The sequence below is a fragment of the Pseudomonas sp. R4-35-07 genome, from assembly GCF_003852235.1.
In the GTDB taxonomy this organism is placed as follows: Bacteria; Pseudomonadota; Gammaproteobacteria; order Pseudomonadales; family Pseudomonadaceae; genus Aquipseudomonas.
This window is the reverse complement of sequence record NZ_CP027732.1, coordinates 4,567,546-4,584,847: the sequence shown is the minus strand read 5'-3', so window position 1 is coordinate 4,584,847 and position 17,302 is coordinate 4,567,546. Positions and strand designations below refer to the sequence as shown.

Sequence of the window (17,302 nt, the reverse complement as noted above, 5' to 3'; positions counted from 1 at the left end):
CTGCTGCGTGAAAGCGCGATAAGGTGGTACGCAGTCAAAAAGGCGCATCTTCGGATGCGCCTTTGCGTTTAAAAGAGGGAAATCCTGCCCGGCGGGATTGATACGGTTTCTATAGAATTTCGGAGTTGTGTTATGGCTGGCCATTCCAAGTGGGCGAACATCAAGCACCGCAAAGAGCGTCAGGATGCCAAGAAAGGCAAGATCTTCACCAAGTGGATCCGCGAGCTGACCGTCGCCGCCCGCCAGGGTGGCGGTGACCCGGGCTCCAACCCGCGTCTGCGTCTGGCGCTGGACAAGGCGCTCGGCGCCAACATGAGCCGTGACATCATCGACCGCGCCGTGGCCCGTGGCGCCGGCGCCGCCGACACCGACGACATGGTCGAGTTGACCTACGAAGGCTATGGGCCAGGCGGCGTGGCGGTGATGGTCGAATGCATGACCGATAACCGCAACCGTACCGCAGCTGCGGTGCGCCACGCGTTCAGCAAGTGCGGCGGCAACCTGGGTACCGACGGTTCGGTGGCCTACCTGTTCGAGCGCAAGGGGCAGATTACCTTTGCGGCCGGCACGGATGAAGACGCGCTGATGGAAGCCGCGATGGAGGCGGATGCCGACGATGTGGTCACAAACGAAGACGGCTCCATCGACGTGTTCACCTCGTTCGCCAGCTTCTACGCGGTGCGCAATGCCTTGGAGGCGGCTGGTTTCAAAGGTACCGACGCGGAAATCGTGATGCTGCCGACCACCAGCGCCGAACTGGACCTGGACGGTGCGCAAAAAGTGTTGAAGCTGCTGGATATGCTCGAAGACCTGGACGACGTGCAAAACGTGTATTCGAACGCCGACATTCCGGAATCCGTGGCCGAACAGCTAAGCTGAAGAACTACATAGATCCAAATGTGGGAGGGGGCTTGCCCCCGATAGCGGCGGGTCAGCCAAAAAAATTCTGACTGATCCACTGCCATCGGGGGCAAGCCCCCTCCCACATTTGAACTTCGGCGTATCACAAAATGTGTTTATCCAACCTGCAGGCGTTATGACTTTAATCCTAGGTATCGACCCCGGTTCGCGCATTACCGGTTTTGGCGTGGTGCAACACACTCCGCGTGGCTGCGTTTATGTGGCCTCGGGCTGTATTCGCACCGGCGCGGGGGAGTTGGCCGAGCGCCTGCAGATCGTCTATCGCGGCGTGCGTGAAGTCATCCAGACCTACGGCCCGGTGACCATGGGCATCGAAAAAGTCTTCATGGCCAAGAATGCCGACTCGGCGTTGAAGCTCGGCCAGGCCCGTGGCGCGGCCATTGTGGCGGGAGCCGAGGAGGGCATGGAAATCGCCGAATACACCGCGACCCAGGTCAAGCAGGCCGTCGTCGGTACGGGTGGGGCGAATAAAGAACAGGTGCAGATGATGGTCATGCACATGCTCAAGCTCACCTCAAAACCCCAGATCGACGCCTCCGACGCCCTGGCCATTGCCATTTGCCACGCCCACACCCGCTCCAGCCTGCTGCCCCATGGTCTGGGCGCGGCACGCAGTCGTGGCGGACGCCTGCGTCTCTGATAGCATCAGCGCAATCGTTATTTCCGGTCAGGCCTGTTCTGACCCCAAGCTTTAAGGATCTGAACCGTGATTGGACGCTTGCGCGGCACCCTGGCTGAGAAACAGCCGCCGCACCTGATTCTGGATGTGAATGGATTGGGGTATGAGCTTGAAGTGCCCATGACTACCCTGTATCGCCTGCCGTCGGTCGGCGAGCCGATAACTTTGCACACGCATTTAGTCGTGCGAGAGGACGCGCAACTGCTCTATGGTTTCATTGGCAAGCGCGACCGTGACTTCTTTCGCGAACTGATTCGCCTCAACGGCGTAGGGCCCAAGCTGGCCCTGGCGTTGATGTCGAGCCTGGAAGTGGATGAGCTGGTGCGCGCCGTTTCGGCCCAGGACACCTCGGCGCTGACCAAGGTGCCCGGTGTCGGCAAGAAAACCGCCGAGCGCCTGCTGGTGGAGCTCAAGGACCGTTTCAAGGCCTGGGAAGTGGTGCCGAGCATGTTCGCCCTGGTGCCCAATCAACCGGATATGCCGGCGACTCAGGTTGCCAGTGCCGAAAGCGATGCTGTCAGTGCGTTGATCTCCCTGGGCTACAAGCCGCAGGAGGCCAGCAAAGCGGTGTCGGCCATCAAGGACAAGAACCTGAGCAGCGAAGACATGATCCGCCGAGCCCTGAAGGGAATGATTTAAGTGATTGAAGCTGATCGTCTGATCGCGGCCACCGGCCCGCGCGACCGTGAAGAAGTCCAGGACCGCGCCATCCGCCCCTTGAGCCTGGCCGACTACATCGGCCAGCCCACCGTGCGCGAGCAGATGGAACTGTTCATCCAGGCCGCGCGCGGGCGCAGCGAGTCGCTGGATCACACCCTGATCTTCGGCCCGCCGGGCCTGGGTAAAACCACCCTGGCCAATATCATCGCCCAGGAAATGGGCGTGTCGATCAAGTCCACGTCCGGCCCGGTGCTGGAGCGCCCCGGCGACCTCGCCGCGCTGCTGACCAATCTCGAGCCTCACGACGTGCTGTTTATCGACGAGATCCACCGGCTGTCGCCCATCGTCGAGGAAGTACTGTACCCGGCGATGGAGGACTTCCAGCTCGACATCATGATCGGCGAAGGCCCGGCGGCCCGTTCGATCAAACTCGACCTGCCACCGTTCACCCTGGTCGGCGCGACCACCCGTGCCGGCATGCTGACCAACCCGCTGCGAGACCGTTTCGGTATCGTTCAACGTCTTGAGTTCTATAGCACCGCCGACCTTGCGACGATCGTCAGCCGTTCGGCGAGTATCCTCGGCTTGCCGCTGGACCCTGAAGGCGCGTTCGAAATCGCCCGACGCGCGCGCGGTACACCACGGATCGCCAATCGTTTGCTGCGCCGCGTACGCGATTTTGCCGAGGTGCGGGCCAAGGGGCATATCACCAAGGCGGTCGCGGACCTGGCGTTGAACCTGCTGGATGTGGATGAACATGGCTTCGATCATCAGGACCGGCGCCTGCTGCTGACCATGATCGAGAAATTCGACGGTGGCCCGGTGGGCGTGGACAGCCTGGCCGCCGCCATCAGTGAAGAGCGGCACACCATTGAGGATGTGCTGGAACCCTACCTGATCCAGCAGGGCTACATCATGCGCACGCCACGGGGCAGGGTGGTGACGCGCCACGCCTACCTGCACTTCGGGCTAAATATTCCGTCACGATTGGGAGAGATGCCTGTGGTAGACGAATTCCTCGATGCAGTGGACGATTAAAAAACTGTAGGAGCGAGCTTGCTCGCGAAAAACGTCAACGATAACGCGGTATGTCTGGTTATACGCGGCGTGCTCAGGTTTTTCGCGAGCAAGCTCGCTCCTGCAGGGTATTTGTCATGTGGGGTGATTTATCTGAAGTTTGTGCTGTCCCAGTGTCTGGCGTCGTCATTCAGGCAATGCAAATGTGTTCAGGTATTGAAAAAACAGTTGTCCAGCCGGATTGGCAACCTGAGGAGTAAGCACTAGAGTATGCGCGCGCAAAACGGGGATCAGTCGTTCGCACATCGCTGTCGCGTTTATTACGAGGACACTGATGCCGGCGGCATCGTTTATTACGTCAATTACCTGAAATTCATGGAGCGGGCTCGAACCGAGCGGCTACGGGAGCTGGGCTTTGCCCAATCCTTGCTGGCAGGAGAGGACCTGTTATTCGTCGTGCATTCCAGCGAGGCGCGTTACCACGCACCGGCGCGACTGGACGATGAACTGCTGGTCAGCGCTGAAGTCATCGAATTGAACCGTGCCAGCCTGCGATTCAAACAGCAGGTCAGGCGGGCTACGGATGCAACGCTGCTCTGTGAGGGGCAGTTCCTGGTGGCGTGTGTACGCACCAACAGTTTGAAACCTCGGGCCATTCCCGAAACTCTACGTGCGGCCTTTGCCGCCGTGAGCGGCGCGGGTAAACAATCAAAGCAGGAGATTTAGCGTGGAACCTACCGTCGTCGACCATTCCTCCATGTGGAGCCTGGTCAGCAATGCCAGTGTCGTGGTGCAACTGGTCATGCTGACCCTGGTAGCCGCATCGGTTACCTCTTGGGTCATGATTTTTCAGCGCAGCAACTTGCTGCGTGCCGGTCGACGTGCCCTGGAGAGCTTTGAAGAGCGCTTCTGGTCGGGTATCGACCTGTCCAAGCTGTATCGCCAGGCTGGCAGCAATCCGGACCCGGATTCGGGCGTCGAGCAAATCTTCCGCGCCGGCTTCAAGGAGTTCTCGCGCCTGCGCCAGCAACCGGGCGTTGACCCGGAAGCGGTAATGGAAGGTGTGGCCCGGGCCATGCGCGTCGCCATCTCCCGTGAAGAAGAGAAACTGGAGCAGAGCCTGCCGTTCCTGGCGACTGTGGGCTCCGTCAGCCCGTACATCGGCCTGTTCGGTACCGTATGGGGCATCATGAACTCCTTCCGTGGCCTGGCCCAGGCCCAGCAAGCGACCCTGGCCACCGTGGCCCCGGGCATCGCCGAAGCCCTGATCGCCACCGCGATCGGCCTGTTCGCCGCTATCCCCGCAGTAATTGCCTACAACCGTTTTGCCGCTACCAGCGAAACGTTGATCAGCCGTTACTACACCTTCGCCGATGAATTCCAGGCGATCCTGCACCGTAAAGTGCACACCAGCGAAGAATAAGCAGGTAATTCCCAATGGCTTTAATCGCTCGAGCTCGCAAAAAGCGCAAGCCGGTCGCCGAGATGAACGTAGTGCCCTACATCGACGTGATGCTGGTGCTGCTGGTGATCTTCATGGTGACCGCGCCGATGCTCAACCAGGGCGTGAAGGTTGATCTGCCCAAGGTTTCCAGTGAAGCCCTGCCGCAAGACAACAACACTCAGGTCCTGACCATTTCGATCAAGGCTGACAAGACCTACTACTGGAACCTTGGCAGCGAAGTCGACACGCAGAAGCAGCAGGACAAGGCCCTGACCTTGCCGGCAATGACTGACGCCGTGACCAAGATCATTCGCTCCGGCAACGAAGGCGGCAAGCACACCCAGGTGTTCATTCGCGGTGACAAGTCGGTCGACTATGGCTCCGTCATGGGCGCCATGGGCGGGCTGCAGAAGGCCGGCGTCGGTAACGTTGGCTTGATTACCGAGGCGCCCTGATGCAGCAACAGCGAGAGCCGTCCGCCTCGGAAAGCTACTTCTGGCCTGGCGTGTGGGCAATTGCCCTGCACATCCTGGTGTTCGGCATGCTGTTCGTCAGCTTTGCCATGACCCCGGACCTGCCGCCAGCCAAGCCGATCGTGCAGGCGACCCTGTATCAGCTGAAATCGAAAAGTCAGGCCACCACCCAGACCAATCAGAAGATTGCGGGTGAGGCCCAGAAGTCGGCTGCGCGCCAGACCGAAGTCGAGCAGATGGAACAGAAGAAGGTCGAGCAGGAAGCGGTGAAGGCGGCTGCGGAACAAAAGAAAGAAGAGGCGGCTCAAAAGGCCGAGGAATCGAAAAAGGCTGACGAAGCGAAGAAAGCTGACGAGGCGAAAAAGGCTGATGAAGCCAAGAAGTCCGAGAAAGCTGCCGAAGCCAAAAAGGCCGAAGAGAAACAATTGGCTGATATAGCCAAGAAGAAGTCCGAAGAAGAAGCCAAGAAAGCTGCCGAGGAAGAGGCCAAGAAAAAGGCCGCCGAAGAAGCCAAGAAAAAGATCGTCGAAGACGCGAAGAAGAAAGCCGCCGAAGACGCCAAGAAAAAAGCTGAAGCAGACGAGGCGAAAAAGAAAGTCGCCGACGAAGCGAAGAAGAAAGCTGCCGCCGACGCCTCCAAGAAAAAGGCCCAGGAAGCAGCCCGTAAATCCGCCGAAGAGAAAAAGGCCCAGGCCCTGGCAGATTTGCTTTCCGACACGCCGCAGCGTCAGCAAGCCTTGGCCGATGAGCGTGGCGATGAAGTCGCGGGCAGTTTCGACGACCTGATCCGGGCGCGGGCAGCGGAAGGCTGGACACGTCCACCTTCGGCACGTAAAGGCATGACAGTAGTGCTGCAGATCGGCATGTTGCCGGACGGTACGGTGACTTCGGTCAGCGTGGCCAAGTCCAGTGGTGACGGTTCGTTCGACAGTTCGGCGGTTGCCGCAGTCAAGAATATTGGCCGGTTGACCGAGATGCAGGGAATGAAACCAAGCGACTTCGCTCCCTATCGTTCATTCAAGATGACATTCACACCTGAGGATCTAGCCTTGTGAGAAACCTTCTTCGAGGAATGCTTGTCGTTATTTGCTGCATGGCAGGGATAGCGGCGGCGGATGAAAAGAACATCCTGGTTACCAGCGGCAGCGATCGGGCTACCCCGATCGCGGTAGTGCCGTTCGGCTGGCAGGGCGGCAGCGTGCTGCCGGACGACATGGCCCAGATCGTCAGCGACGACCTGCGCAACTCCGGCTATTACGCGCCGATTCCGAAAGGCAACATGATCAGCCAGCCGACCCAGGCCAGCGAAGTCATCTTCCGCGACTGGAAGGCCGTGGGCGCGCAGTACCTGATGGTCGGCAGCATCACACCGGCCGGTGGTCGCTTGCAGATCCAGTACACGTTGTTCAACGTGGCCACCGAACAGCAGGTCCTGACCGGCAACGTTTCGGGCACCGCCGAGCAACTGCGTGACATGGCCCACTATATTTCGGACCAGTCGTTTGAAAAGCTCACCGGTATCAAGGGTGCGTTCTCCACACGCATGCTGTACGTCACCGCTGAGCGTTTCTCCGTAGACAACACGCGTTACACCCTGCAGCGCTCCGACTATGACGGCGCACGCGCCGTGACCCTGCTGCAATCGCGCGAGCCAATCCTGTCGCCGCGTTTTGCGCCGGACGGCAAGCGTATTGCCTATGTGTCGTTCGAACAGAAGCGTCCGCGTATCTTCGTCCAGCACATCGATACCGGCCGTCGTGAGCAGATCACCAACTTCGAAGGCCTCAACGGTGCACCAGCCTGGTCGCCGGATGGTTCGCGCCTGGCATTTGTGCTGTCCAAGGACGGTAACCCGGACATCTACGTGATGAACATGGCTTCGCGCCAAATCACTCGCGTGACCAGTGGCCCGGGCATCAATACCGAACCGTTCTGGGGTAAGGATGGCTCGACCATCTACTTCACCTCCGACCGTGGCGGCAAGCCTCAAATCTACAAAGCCAGCGTGGGTGGTGGTGGCGCGGAACGCGTGACCTTTATCGGTAACTACAACGCCAACCCCAAGCTTTCGGCCGATGAAAAGACGTTAGTAATGATTCACCGTCAGGATGGTTTCACTAATTTCCGGGTTGCGGCCCAGGATTTGCAGCGCGGAACCGTAAAAATCCTTACAGATACCAACCTTGATGAGTCAGCCACTGTTGCGCCCAACGGCACCATGGTAATCTACGCCACCCGCCAGCAGGGCCGGGGAGTCTTGATGCTCGTGTCCATTAATGGACGCGTAAGGCTCCCGCTTCCTACCGCACAAGGCGAAGTCAGAGAACCATCCTGGTCCCCTTACCTGAACTGACGCGGCGCTACAAAAAGAAGTACTTAACACACTGGGGTTCATTAGGAGTTTCACGATGGAAATGCTGAAGTTTGGTAAGTTTGCTGCTCTGGCTCTGGCTCTGTCCGTAGCCGTTGGTTGCTCCTCTAAAGGCGGCGACAATGCCGGTGAAGGCGCAGCTGTTGATCCAAACGCTGGTTACGGCGCTAACACTGGTGCAGTCGACGGCTCCCTGAGCGAAGAAGCTGCTCTGCGCGCGATCACCACTTTCTACTTCGAATACGACAGTTCGGACCTGAAGCCAGAAGCCATGCGCGCTCTGGACGTTCACGCCAAGGACCTGAAAGCTAACGGCGCTCGCGTTGTTCTGGAAGGTAACACTGACGCCCGTGGTACTCGTGAGTACAACATGGCACTGGGCGAGCGTCGTGCGAAAGCCGTTCAGCGCTACCTGGTACTGCAAGGTGTTGCTCCAGGCCAACTGGAACTGGTTTCCTACGGTAAAGAGCGTCCAGTTGCAACTGGCAACGACGAACAGTCGTGGGCTCAGAACCGTCGCGTCGAACTGCGTAAGTAATTCGTCATGCGAACGTGCCGTCGTGCTCTAACTGTATTGGCTTTCAGCCTCGCACCGCTTGCGGTGTGGGCTGCGGTTCCTGTAACGGATAGCAACTCTGGCTATAACAATAGCGGCAGCAGTTATCCGCCAGCGGGTTATGGCACGAACGGCGCCTATGCTGGGGGGGCGGCTACGGCCGCGCCTTCGGCACAGGGCGAACTGTTCAACCAGCTGCAACGCATGCAGGATCAATTGGCCCAGCAACAAGGCGCCATTGAAGTTCTGCAGAATCAAGTGAACCAGCTTAAGCAAGAAGGCCTGGAGCGTTACCAGGATCTTGATCGACGTATTGGAGCCGGTGTTGCACCTGCCGCTACTCCTGATAATTCTTCTGCCGGTGGCACGCCCAGTGCTGCCGCCGGTGGCGCAGCAGCGGGAGCCGCGGCAGCCAGCCAGGCCCCGGCTGCCAGCAGTGAACCGGGTGATCCGGCGAAGGAAAAACTGTATTACGATGCAGCCTTCGACCTGATCAAGGCCAAGGACTTCGATAAGGCCAGCCAGGCGTTTACCGCATTCCTGCGCAAGTACCCCAACAGCCAATACGCGGGCAATGCCCAGTACTGGTTGGGTGAGGTCAACCTGGCAAAGGGTGATTTGCAGGGGGCAGGCCAAGCGTTTGCCAAGGTCAGCCAGCTGTACCCCAAGCACGCCAAGGTGCCGGACTCGCTGTACAAACTCGCTGACGTGGAACGCCGCCTAGGCCATGCCGACAAGGTCAAAGGCATTTTGCAGCAGGTCGTCGCCCAGTATCCGGGTACTTCCGCTGCGCAGTTGGCCCAACGGGATTTGCAACGCTTGTAAGCAATGCACTCCGTTTAGAAGAAACCCGCGCCTGGCGCGGGTTTTTTCGTTAGAATCCACGCCCTTTTATGACACACGCTTCCTGGGATTGACGCGTTGGCGCAATCCCCTGAAGTGCCTGACGGAGGCGGACAGCCTGTTTAGCTGTTACGCCCGTGGCGACTATGCAAGACACATTACGTATTACCGAAGTTTTTTACTCGTTACAGGGTGAAACGCGCACCGCAGGGCTGCCTACCGTATTTGTACGGCTCACCGGCTGCCCCTTGCGTTGCCAATACTGTGACAGTGCTTATGCCTTCAGCGGCGGCACTGTGCGCACCCTGGACGACATCCTGCAGCAGGTTGCCAGCTACCGACCGCGCTACGTCTGTGTGACAGGCGGCGAGCCATTGGCGCAACCCAATGCCATCCCCTTGCTCAAGCAGCTGTGTGACGGCGGATACGAGGTTTCGCTGGAAACCAGCGGCGCCTTGGACATCTCCGCGGTAGACCCGCGTGTGAGCCGAGTGGTGGACCTCAAGACCCCCGATTCCAAAGAAGCTCACCGCAACCGCTACGAGAACATCGACTTGCTGACGGCCAACGATCAGGTCAAGTTCGTCATCTGTTCTCGAGGCGATTATGACTGGGCGACGTCCAAGCTGATCCAGTATGGCCTCGAGCGTCGTGCAGGCGAGGTGCTGTTCTCCCCAAGCCATCACGACCTGAACGCCCGTGAATTGGCGGACTGGATCGTTGCGGACAACCTACCAGTGCGCCTGCAGCTGCAGTTGCACAAATACCTGTGGAACGACGAGCCGGGGCGTTGATACGCCTGATCAGGCGGTGATGCGAGACGTTCAACCGGCCGAATTATGGCCCCTGCGTATAATTTTGAATTATTTTCAAATAAGGTGTTGAATAATCCTTAGAAATCAGTATTATACGCGCCACCACACAGCGGGTCGTTAGCTCAGTTGGTAGAGCAGTTGGCTTTTAACCAATTGGTCGTAGGTTCGAATCCCACACGACCCACCATTTTTGGCGGTTTAGAAAATCCGGAAGGCCCACGCAAGTGAGGATTTCCGGGTTTTTTTTTGCCTGAAATATGCTGAACATGCGCTCTATGCGCCACGTACATAGTCGCTACCTCTCAGCGAACGGCTCAACCGCCATCACCTATCCTCCTCAGTAGCCTTTTTGCTCTTTTCCGCGCCCCGTCGCGCTCAATTTCGATCATCGTCTAAACCCTGCTCTTAAAGGGTTTATTGCCCTATAAATTCGTATATTGAAAGAAATCACCACTATTTTTTCAATTTATGATTTTTTATGTAATTTCTTTCATGTTGTCGCGCCAAATACGCAATTCATGTCAAGCTCTCTGTGTTTAGTATTGGATCCAATGTCGGATGCGTTCAGCAAGGCTGTCTACGCTACCGCCGATCAGTTCTAAAAAGGAGAAGCGACATGATGCTCAAGGACCCTTCCAGCAAATACCGCCATTTCACTACCGTGGACCTCCCGGAACGCCAATGGCCAAGTGTCGTGCAGGCTGCAGCGCCAACCTGGTGCAGTGTCGACATGCGTGACGGCAACCAGGCATTGATCGAACCCATGAATGCCGAGCGCAAGCGCCGTTTCTTCGAGCTGCTGGTCAAGGTGGGGTTCAAGGAGATCGAGGTAGGCTTTCCTGCCGCTTCCCAGACCGATTTCGATTACGTGCGTGAATTGATCGACAGTGGTGCGATTCCCGACGATGTGACTATCCAAGTGATGACGCAGGCGCGCAGCCATTTGATCGAGCGTACGTTTGAAGCCTTGAAAGGCGCTCCGCGCGCGATCGTGCATGTGTACAACGCCACCGCGCCAGTGTTCCGGGAGGTGGTGTTCGGCGTGGACCGGGCCGGCTGCATCGACATTGCCACCCAGGCAACGCGTGAGATCAAGCGCCACATGGACAACAATCCAGATACGCAGTGGACGTTCCAGTATTCCCCTGAAACCTTCTGCTTCACCGAACTGGACTTTGCGTTGGAGGTCTGCGAAGCGGTGACCGATGCTTTCGGCCCGACCCCGTCGAACAAAATGATCCTGAATCTGCCCACCACTGTGGAGGTCTCCACGGCCAATGTCTTCGCCGATCAGATCGAGTGGTTCTGCCGCCATTTCAGCCGGCGTGACAGCGTAGTCATCAGTGTCCACCCGCATAATGATCGCGGTACCGGGGTCGCTACCGCCGAACAGGCTTGCCTGGCCGGAGCCGAGCGGGTCGAGGGCACGTTGTTCGGCAACGGTGAGCGAACCGGCAATGTGGATATCCTGACGCTGGCAATGAACCTCTACACCAGCGGTATCGACCCGCAACTGGATTTCTCGGACATCATCCACGTGCAGCGTGAAGTCGAGTTCTGCAACCAACTGCCCACGCACCCGCGCCATCCCTACGCCGGGGAGCTGGTGTTCACGGCGTTTTCGGGCTCGCACCAGGATGCGATCAAAAAAGGCTTCGCGGCCCGCCAGGCCAATCCCAATGGGCTGTGGGAAGTGCCGTACTTGCCGATCGATCCCGCCGACATGGGACGCAGCTATGAAGCGGTGATTCGCGTCAACAGCCAGTCGGGCAAAGGTGGCGTGGCGTATCTGCTGGAACAACATGGCATCGTGATGCCACGCCGTTTGCAGATGGAATTCAGCAGTCTGGTGCAGCAGGAAGCCGATGCCTCCGGTCAGGAAGTCAGTGGCGAGATGATCCTGGCCTGCTTTACCCGGCACTACCTCGACCAAGGCCAGCCTTACACTTTGTTGCAGCCCAAACTGGTCAGCGAGGGCAACGTGACTTACCTGGAAGGCACGCTGATCGGCGGCGCGAGCCCCCTTGAACTGAGCGGTGAAGGTAACGGCCCGCTGGCGGCGCTGGTCGACGCATTCGCGCAACGTGGCATCCACTTCGATATCGCCGATTACCACGAACATGCCACCCGTGACGGTGCCCAGGCTGAAGCACTGGCTTATGTGGAGATCCGCGTGAACAACCAGTTGCTGTTCGGTGCCGCCCGCGATGGCAGCATCTTGCTGGCGTCCCTCAAGGCGGTGACGAGTGCCGTCAATCGCGCATCGCGTCTGGGCCTGCTCAGCGTGGCGAGTGCTGCGGTGCCTTCCTGAGATGAATGCGCATACCGCATTGGCGGCGCTTACCGGTAACTATGGTCACGGCGATATCGTTGCCTCGCATCGACACGACGAAGGCCAGTTGGTCTACGCCATCAACGGCGTCATGCTGGTATCGGTCGTCGGCACCACTTGGGTGGTACCTTCCGGGCACGCGCTGTGGGTCCCCTCCGGGCAGGAGCACCAGATCCGCATGACGGGCGAGGTGCGCATGCGCACGTTGCTGATCAGCCCCGGCGCCCACCGCGCCTTGACGGAGGAATGCCACGTCATCCGTGTGTCGCCGCTGCTGCGTGAGTTGATCATCGCCGCCGCCGAAACACCTGACAGCGAGCCGGCGGTGGTGCGTCACAGGCAGATTGTCGACCTGATCTTCTCTGAACTCGACAGGGCACAGAAAGTATTGGCGCATGTGCCGATTCCAGACGAGCCGCGGCTCAAGTCGCTGTGTGCCGACTTTATCGACAACCCTTCCCAGGAATCGAAACTGGAGAGCTGGGCGGTGCAACTCAATATGAGTTCGCGCACCCTGGCTCGGTTGTTCCAGAAAGAGTTGGGCATGAGTTATGGCGAGTGGCGCAAGCGCACACGCCTGCTGCTGAGCATGCAGCGCCTGGCCTGCGGCGTGTCCATTCTTGAAGTGGCGCTTGAGCATGGCTACCAAAGCCCCAGCGCTTTCACGGCAATGTTCAAACGCACCATGGGCTATACACCCAGCAACTGCCGTTTGGTCTGATCGACCCCGCGCTACCCCCACCTACTGGACATGGCCCGCCTTTGCGCAGGGCCATGCGTACGTGCGCCTGGACGGCGGGCGCTCTGGATCCGGCTGCGCAGCCAAGTTGTCCCAATCGAAACGATGGTTGTCTGGAACTCGGGAGATGCGCAGCACGGTGCTCTCTTAACCTGCGTCTCTACTCAGCACTCTGGATTTCTGCGATGGGTTCGCCTTCATTTTCCACGCGGCACTGCCGTCTTTCGCTCCTGGGCGTGGCTGTCGTCTGGTTGGCAGGATGTTCTTCCTGGGTCACCCATGTGCCGGCGCAACCGCACCCTTCGCGCATCGATGCCTTGAGCCGCCTGCCGCAGGGTGTGTCGGCCCAGGTCTTGCCCGACCGTTGGTGGCAGTTGTACAACGATCCCAAGCTCGACGCGCTGGTGCAGCAAGCGCTGGAACATAACCGCGACCTGGCGGCGGCGCAGGCCCATGTGCAGTCGATGCTGGCCGGCATCATGCAGGCCGACGCCGAGCGTTGGCCGTCCACCCAGGCGTCACTGGGCGCCGTCTACGGCAAGACTGCCGACGATCAGACCCTGGCCAAGGCCACCGACAGCCACGCACCGTCGCAGTGGGCCTTCAACCCGGGTTTCGAATTGGCTTACCAAGTGGATGTGTGGGGCCAGGTCCAGCGCAGCATTGAGCGGGCGCAGGTGCAAGCGGCGGCGGCTCAGGACGCCGAAGACTTGCTGCGCATCACCGTCGCCGCGCAAACCACCCGCGCCTACGTGAATGCCTGCGCCCTGGGCGCGCGCGCCAAAGTGCAGCGCCATTCACTGGAAGTGGTCGGGCGCAGCTTGGCGCTGACCGATCGCCAGCGTCAGGCCGGCGTAGTGACAGACCTTGAATACAGCCGCATGCAGGCCCTGCAGGGCGAAACCCTGGCCCTGTTGCCGATGCTGGAGGCGCGCCGCGAGTCGGCGTTGTACGAGCTGGCGATGCTGACCGGCGTGGCTGACCTGGAGCAGGGTTCAGGCGCGGCGACGTGCGAAGTGGTACCGCAACTCAGTGCCGCGCTGCCGGTGGGCGATGGCTGGCAATTACTGGCACGCCGCCCTGATATCCGTCAGGCCGAGCGCGCTTTGCGAGCCGCCACCTTGCAAGTGGATATCGTCCAGGCCGACCTGTATCCGAAGGTTACTTTTGGCGCCTCCGTGTCTTCCTCGGCCAGCAAGTCCCATGAACTGGGGGACAGCAGCGCGGTGATGTTTGGCATCGGTCCGCTGATTACCTGGCAGTTCCCCAACTGGCGTGCCAACCGTGCGCGGGTCAACCAGGCGCGCGCGCTCGAGCAGGTGGAAGTCGCGCAATTCGAAAACAGCGTGCTCAGGGCGCTCAAGGACGTACGCCAGGCCCTGGCGCTGTACGACGGCGAGCGCCAGCGCCACGCCGCCTTGAGTCAGGCACTCGATAGCAGTCGGCATGCCTACAAGCTGGCGCAGTTCAACTACAACGCCGGCTCCATCGACTTTCTCGATGTGCTCGACAGCGAGCGTGAGCTGATCCGCCTGCAAGCCACGCGCGCCGATGCCGATGGCCAATTGCTGCAGCGCCAGATCAGCCTGTTTCGCGCCCTGGGGGGCGGTTGGCAATCCGCTTCCGCCCAGGCTCCGGCCGCTGCACTTACCCACGCTTCCGCCCATTTTTCCGGTACCCAGCCATGAATATCGCTGTTGATGAAAAAACCGCTGTGCAGGATGAGCAGGAGCATGTGCTCGAGCAGCTCATGCACGCCCGCAAGCAACGCCGCAAACGCAATCTGATCCTGCTCGGTGGTGCTGCGTTGTTGATCGCAGCGGTGGCGTTCGGCGTGTATTGGATGACCGTCGGGCGTTACCTGGAACAGACTGACGACGCCTACGTGCGTGCCGACTGGATTCCCATCAGCCCAAGGGTGTCCGGGTACGTAGCCCAGGTGTTGGTGGAGGATGACCAGCCCGTCAAGGCCGGGGATGTGCTGGTGCGCATCGAGGACCGTGACTACCAGGCGCGCTTGGCCCAAGCCCGTGCGGAGTTGGCGCAAGCACAAGCCTCGATTGCCGCCGAGCAGGCCAACCTGCACGTTACCGACAGCCTGATCGCACAGCAAAAGGCCGGTGTCGCCCAGGCCGAGGCGCATACCCGCAGCGTGGGGGCGGAGTTGCGCCGCGCCAGTCTGGATCAACATCGCTATGAAGGCCTGGTCCGCGAGCATGCCGCCAGCGCCCAGCGCCTGGAAAGCGCCGCGGCCAGTTACACCCAGGCCAGCGCCGCGGTGGACATTGCCCGGGCGATGCAGCGCCAGCAGGAAACCCGGCTGAATGTCGCCACTACCCGCCGCCAATTGGCCGATGCCTCGCTGCAGCAACAGATAGCCCGGCGCGACCAGGCCGAGGCCCAGTTGAAACTGGCGACCCATGCGCTCGAAGACACCTTGATCCGCTCGCCGATTGACGGGGTAGTGGGGCAGCGCAAGGTGCGCGCCCGCCAATATGTCGCGCCGGGCCTGCCGCTGCTGGCCGTGGTGCCCTTGCAGCAGGCCTACGTGGTGGCCAACTACAAGGAAACCCAATTGCGTGACATGCGCGCCGGGCAAACGGTGGATATCAGCGTCGACAGCTATTCAGGGCGCAAGCTCAAGGGCCATGTGGTGAGTTTTTCGCCCGGTTCGGGTGCGGTATTTGCGCTGCTGCCGTCGGACAACGCCACCGGCAACTTCACCAAGATCGTGCAGCGTTTTCCGGTGAAGATCGTGATCGATCAGCACGATGACGGCGGCCCCATCCTGCCGGGCATGTCGGTGATCACGACGGTGGATACCCGTCCTACTGCCCAGGGCGCCGCGCATGACTGAGATTGGCGAGAAAACCGTCTCCTTTCGCGCCTGGGTGGCCGTGATCGGCGGGCTGTTCGGCTGTTTCATGGCCGGCATGAACGTGCACGTGACCAGCGCCGCGCTGCCGGAAATCGAAGGCTCGCTGGGGGCGACCTTTGAAGAAGGCTCGTGGATTTCCACGGCGTATCTGGTTGCGGAAATCGTCATGATCCCGCTGACCGCCTGGCTGGTGCAGGTGTTCTCCCTGCGCCGGGTGATGCTGGTGGGCTCGTTTGTATTTCTAGTGGCTTCCATTGCCTGCTCCTGGGCACCCAACCTGGAAGTGATGATCATCATTCGGGTGATCCAGGGCGCCGCCGGCGCGGTGCTGATCCCGTTGTCGTTCCAACTGATCATCACGGAACTGCCGCCCAGCAAGATCGCCATGGGCATGGCCCTGTTCGCCCTGTCCAACAGCGTGGCCCAGGCCGCCGGGCCGTCCATCGGCGGCTGGCTGACCGATGCGTATTCCTGGCGCTGGATTTTTTACCTGCAACTGGCCCCCGGCATTCTCCTGCTGCTGGCGGTGGCATGGTCCATCGATGCCAAACCCATGCAATTGAGCCTGCTCAAGCGCGGCGACTGGGGCGGCATCCTGGCCATGATTGTCGGCCTCGGCGGGTTGCAGATCGTGCTTGAAGAAGGCGGACGCAAGGACTGGTTCGGCTCCGATTTCATCGTATGGATGTCGCTCACCGCCGGCGTCGCCCTGGTGTATTTCGTGCTGTCACAGCTCTACGGCAGCCGCTCATTCATCAACCTGCGCCTGCTCAAGAGCTACAACTTCGGCGTGGCGAGCGCAGCGATGTTCATTTTTGGCGGGGCCACGTTCGGCCTGGTCTTTCTGGTGCCCAATTACCTGTCCCAACTGCAGGGCTACAACGCCCGGGAAATCGGGATCAGCCTGATTGCCTACGGCATGGTGCAACTGGTGCTGGCGCCGTTCATGCCGCGCCTGATGAAGTGGCTCAACCCAAAACTGATGGTTGCCAGCGGCTTTTTCATCATGGCCCTGGGCTGCTATCTCGGCGCGCATCTGGACATGGACAGCGCCGCCAACGTGATCATCCCGTCCACTGTGGTACGGGGCATCGGGCAACCGTTGATCATGGTGGCGCTTTCGGTGCTGGCCGTGTCCGGGTTGGCCAAGGATGAAGCCGGTTCTGCCTCTGCCCTGTTTTCCATGCTGCGCAACCTGGGCGGCGCCGTGGGCACTGCCGGGTTGACGCAGATTGTCGCCATGCGCGAGCGCTTTCATTCAGAGCGAGTCGGCGAGTCGATCACCTTGTTTTCCCCGTCATTCCAGGAGCGCCTGCGCGCCGGCATGGCAGACAGCGAAGCCTTCGTCTTCAACCAACTGCTGCCCGCCCAGCAGCAAGTCCTTGAGGGCTTGATGCGTACCGTGCGCCGCGAGGCCTACCTGATGGCCTACAGCGATGCGTTCTACGTGTCCTGTATCGCCTTGGTCCTGTGTGGTGTGGCGGCATTGGCATTACGTCAGCAAGCAAAGAATTGAATGCACTTGGCCGGCAAATGATGCGCGGCGCTTCTCAGCAAACAAGAGGGAACTTGAA

General features: G+C 60.0%; 17 protein-coding genes and 1 tRNA gene. All 18 read left to right on the top strand.

Annotated elements, in window-relative coordinates; translation table 11 throughout:
- Window positions 1–132: 132 nt before the first annotated feature.
- A complete protein-coding gene (locus tag C4J89_RS20920; RefSeq protein ID WP_124364185.1) occupies window positions 133–879 on the top strand; it encodes a YebC/PmpR family DNA-binding transcriptional regulator in 747 nt (248 codons plus the stop codon).
- 157 nt (window positions 880–1,036) lie between these two features.
- A complete protein-coding gene (gene ruvC, locus C4J89_RS20915) occupies window positions 1,037–1,561 on the top strand; it encodes a crossover junction endodeoxyribonuclease RuvC (protein ID WP_057723842.1) in 525 nt (174 codons plus the stop codon).
- A 66-nt stretch (window positions 1,562–1,627) separates the two neighbouring features.
- On the top strand, window positions 1,628–2,239 hold the full coding sequence (ruvA, locus tag C4J89_RS20910) for a Holliday junction branch migration protein RuvA (RefSeq protein ID WP_124364184.1): 612 nt from the start codon (window positions 1,628–1,630) through the stop codon (window positions 2,237–2,239).
- On the top strand, window positions 2,240–3,298 hold the full coding sequence (ruvB, locus tag C4J89_RS20905) for a Holliday junction branch migration DNA helicase RuvB (RefSeq protein WP_003175801.1): 1,059 nt from the start codon (window positions 2,240–2,242) through the stop codon (window positions 3,296–3,298). It begins immediately after the preceding gene.
- A gap of 249 nt (window positions 3,299–3,547) precedes the next feature.
- Complete coding sequence (gene ybgC / locus C4J89_RS20895) at window positions 3,548–4,003, top strand: tol-pal system-associated acyl-CoA thioesterase (RefSeq protein WP_124364183.1); 456 nt, start codon at window positions 3,548–3,550, stop codon at window positions 4,001–4,003.
- 1 nt (window position 4,004) lies between these two features.
- Window positions 4,005–4,700 (top strand): protein TolQ, encoded by a 696-nt coding sequence (tolQ, locus tag C4J89_RS20890; RefSeq protein ID WP_053135845.1) that lies wholly within the window; start codon window positions 4,005–4,007, stop codon window positions 4,698–4,700.
- A 23-nt stretch (window positions 4,701–4,723) separates the two neighbouring features.
- On the top strand, window positions 4,724–5,176 hold the full coding sequence (tolR, locus tag C4J89_RS20885) for a protein TolR (RefSeq protein WP_161793227.1): 453 nt from the start codon (window positions 4,724–4,726) through the stop codon (window positions 5,174–5,176).
- The gene (tolA, locus tag C4J89_RS20880; protein WP_124364182.1) at window positions 5,176–6,249 is read left to right on the top strand and encodes a cell envelope integrity protein TolA; all 1,074 of its coding nucleotides are present in this window, start codon (window positions 5,176–5,178) and stop codon (window positions 6,247–6,249) included. Before tolR ends, tolA begins: the two co-directional genes overlap by 1 nt.
- Before the next feature lie 17 nt (window positions 6,250–6,266).
- Window positions 6,267–7,547 (top strand): Tol-Pal system beta propeller repeat protein TolB, encoded by a 1,281-nt coding sequence (gene tolB, locus C4J89_RS20875; protein WP_177412836.1) that lies wholly within the window; start codon window positions 6,267–6,269, stop codon window positions 7,545–7,547.
- 55 nt (window positions 7,548–7,602) lie between these two features.
- Entirely contained in the window at window positions 7,603–8,103 is a 501-nt protein-coding gene (gene pal / locus C4J89_RS20870) for a peptidoglycan-associated lipoprotein Pal (protein ID WP_003193861.1), read from the top strand.
- Window positions 8,104–8,109: 6 nt separating this feature from the next.
- Window positions 8,110–8,946 (top strand): tol-pal system protein YbgF, encoded by an 837-nt coding sequence (ybgF, locus tag C4J89_RS20865; protein ID WP_124415474.1) that lies wholly within the window; start codon window positions 8,110–8,112, stop codon window positions 8,944–8,946.
- A gap of 164 nt (window positions 8,947–9,110) precedes the next feature.
- Window positions 9,111–9,758, top strand: coding sequence for a 7-carboxy-7-deazaguanine synthase QueE (gene queE, locus C4J89_RS20860; protein ID WP_124415473.1), 648 nt, complete (start codon window positions 9,111–9,113; stop codon window positions 9,756–9,758).
- Window positions 9,759–9,890: 132 nt separating this feature from the next.
- A tRNA-Lys gene (locus C4J89_RS20855) sits at window positions 9,891–9,966 on the top strand.
- 429 nt (window positions 9,967–10,395) lie between these two features.
- Window positions 10,396–12,090: a 2-isopropylmalate synthase gene (leuA, locus tag C4J89_RS20850; protein ID WP_124415472.1), complete on the top strand. Its 1,695-nt coding sequence runs from the start codon at window positions 10,396–10,398 to the stop codon at window positions 12,088–12,090.
- A gap of 1 nt (window position 12,091) precedes the next feature.
- Window positions 12,092–12,832: a helix-turn-helix domain-containing protein gene (locus tag C4J89_RS20845; RefSeq protein WP_124364177.1), complete on the top strand. Its 741-nt coding sequence runs from the start codon at window positions 12,092–12,094 to the stop codon at window positions 12,830–12,832.
- A gap of 203 nt (window positions 12,833–13,035) precedes the next feature.
- Window positions 13,036–14,538, top strand: coding sequence for a TolC family protein (locus C4J89_RS20840; protein WP_124415471.1), 1,503 nt, complete (start codon window positions 13,036–13,038; stop codon window positions 14,536–14,538).
- On the top strand, window positions 14,535–15,707 hold the full coding sequence (locus C4J89_RS20835) for an HlyD family secretion protein (RefSeq protein ID WP_124415470.1): 1,173 nt from the start codon (window positions 14,535–14,537) through the stop codon (window positions 15,705–15,707). The genes C4J89_RS20840 and C4J89_RS20835 overlap by 4 nt, the downstream gene beginning before the upstream one ends.
- Window positions 15,700–17,244, top strand: a complete 1,545-nt coding sequence (locus C4J89_RS20830) for a DHA2 family efflux MFS transporter permease subunit (protein ID WP_124364174.1) — start codon at window positions 15,700–15,702, stop codon at window positions 17,242–17,244. Before C4J89_RS20835 ends, C4J89_RS20830 begins: the two co-directional genes overlap by 8 nt.
- The last annotated feature ends 58 nt before the right edge of the window (window positions 17,245–17,302 follow it).

Bases quoted from the DNA above. Each gene is read 5' to 3' on its own strand.
- C4J89_RS20920 (WP_124364185.1), top strand. From the start codon at position 133: ATGGCTGGCCATTCCAAGTGGGCGAACATCAAGCACCGCAAAGAGCGT.
- ruvC (WP_057723842.1), top strand. From the start codon at position 1,037: ATGACTTTAATCCTAGGTATCGACCCCGGTTCGCGCATTACCGGTTTT.
- ybgC (WP_124364183.1), top strand. From the start codon at position 3,548: ATGCGCGCGCAAAACGGGGATCAGTCGTTCGCACATCGCTGTCGCGTT.
- tolA (WP_124364182.1), top strand. From the start codon at position 5,176: ATGCAGCAACAGCGAGAGCCGTCCGCCTCGGAAAGCTACTTCTGGCCT.
- tolB (WP_177412836.1), top strand. From the start codon at position 6,267: ATGCTTGTCGTTATTTGCTGCATGGCAGGGATAGCGGCGGCGGATGAA.
- pal (WP_003193861.1), top strand. From the start codon at position 7,603: ATGGAAATGCTGAAGTTTGGTAAGTTTGCTGCTCTGGCTCTGGCTCTG.
- ybgF (WP_124415474.1), top strand. From the start codon at position 8,110: ATGCGAACGTGCCGTCGTGCTCTAACTGTATTGGCTTTCAGCCTCGCA.
- queE (WP_124415473.1), top strand. From the start codon at position 9,111: ATGCAAGACACATTACGTATTACCGAAGTTTTTTACTCGTTACAGGGT.
- leuA (WP_124415472.1), top strand. From the start codon at position 10,396: ATGATGCTCAAGGACCCTTCCAGCAAATACCGCCATTTCACTACCGTG.
- C4J89_RS20845 (WP_124364177.1), top strand. From the start codon at position 12,092: ATGAATGCGCATACCGCATTGGCGGCGCTTACCGGTAACTATGGTCAC.
- C4J89_RS20840 (WP_124415471.1), top strand. From the start codon at position 13,036: ATGGGTTCGCCTTCATTTTCCACGCGGCACTGCCGTCTTTCGCTCCTG.
- C4J89_RS20835 (WP_124415470.1), top strand. From the start codon at position 14,535: ATGAATATCGCTGTTGATGAAAAAACCGCTGTGCAGGATGAGCAGGAG.
- C4J89_RS20830 (WP_124364174.1), top strand. From the start codon at position 15,700: ATGACTGAGATTGGCGAGAAAACCGTCTCCTTTCGCGCCTGGGTGGCC.